Annotated in this window: 1 protein-coding gene; it reads right to left on the reverse strand. The window is 75.9% G+C overall.

All coding sequences use genetic code 11. The annotated features are described in order from the left end of the window. Nucleotides 1–18 precede the first annotated feature (18 nt). Nucleotides 19–1,044: a YncE family protein gene (locus ACOV8S_RS30970; protein WP_448321811.1), complete on the reverse strand. Its 1,026-nt coding sequence runs from the start codon at nt 1,042–1,044 to the stop codon at nt 19–21. Nucleotides 1,045–1,047 lie beyond the last annotated feature (3 nt).

Consider the following 1,047-nt stretch of genomic DNA (forward strand, 5'->3'; position numbering starts at 1 on the left):
GTCCGGTGCGGCCGGTCGTCAGGAGGTGACCGCGCGCAGGCGGATGCGGGTCACCAGGTCCTCGCCGCCCGCGCCCGCCGCGGACTTGTCGAGGACGTACGCCGTGCCGCCGTCGATGCGGACGTGGTTGGGCAGCGGTCCGGTCGGCACGGTGGCGACGACCTCGGTGGTGCAGGGGTCGACGACCGAGACGTGGCCGGCCAGCCGGTTCACCACCACGACCTGGCCCGAACGCGGGGAGACGTCCACGGACTTGGCGCCCGCGCCGGTGGGCACCGTCGCGGTGACGGCGCCGGAGCGCAGCGAGACGACGGTGAGCGTGCCGGTGGTCTGGTCGGCGGTGTAGGCGGTCCGCCCGTCCGGGGACAGCGCGATGCCCAGCGGGCCCGCGCCGGCCGGGAGCAGGCGGGGGTTCGTGGCGCCGGGACGGACCTCGATGATCCGGCTGCCCAGGTAGTCGGCCGCGTAGACCGCTCCGGTGCGCTCGTTCACCGCCAGCCCGGTGGGCCCGCTGCCCTCGACGGCGACGCGGCGGACCTCCCGGTAGGTGCGGCTGTCGTAGGCGACGAGCTCGCCCGAGCCGTAGGCGCTGACCCACGCCAGGTCGCGCCGCTCGTCGACCACGACCTCCCGCGAGTGCTTCGCGCCGGTGAGGGTGGCGAGGTGACGGCCGTCGCGCTGGCTGTAGACGGCCACCGAGTCGTTGCGGGTGTTGGTCACCCAGAGGGTGTTGTGCTCGTCGTCGACGTCGATGCCGTAGACGGCCTCGGGGGTTCCCGCCTCCGACACCGGCACCGGGTAGGTCGCCTCGACCTCGAGCGTGTCCGGGTCGACCTTGACCAGCTGCGAGCCGGTGACGGGGGCCGGGGGCATGCCGACGGCGGCGGTGGCCCACAGCGCGTCGTTCCGCTCGGAGTAGGCGGACTGGTACAGGCCCGCGGCGAGGGGGGCGGCCGCGACACCGGCCGGGGCGCTCGCCGCCGGGGTGCTCGGGGCGGCGACCGCCGCGGAGACCGGCAGCGCACCGGTCACGGCGAGGGCCAGGGC

Source organism: Streptomyces sp. CO7 (genome assembly GCF_053474865.1).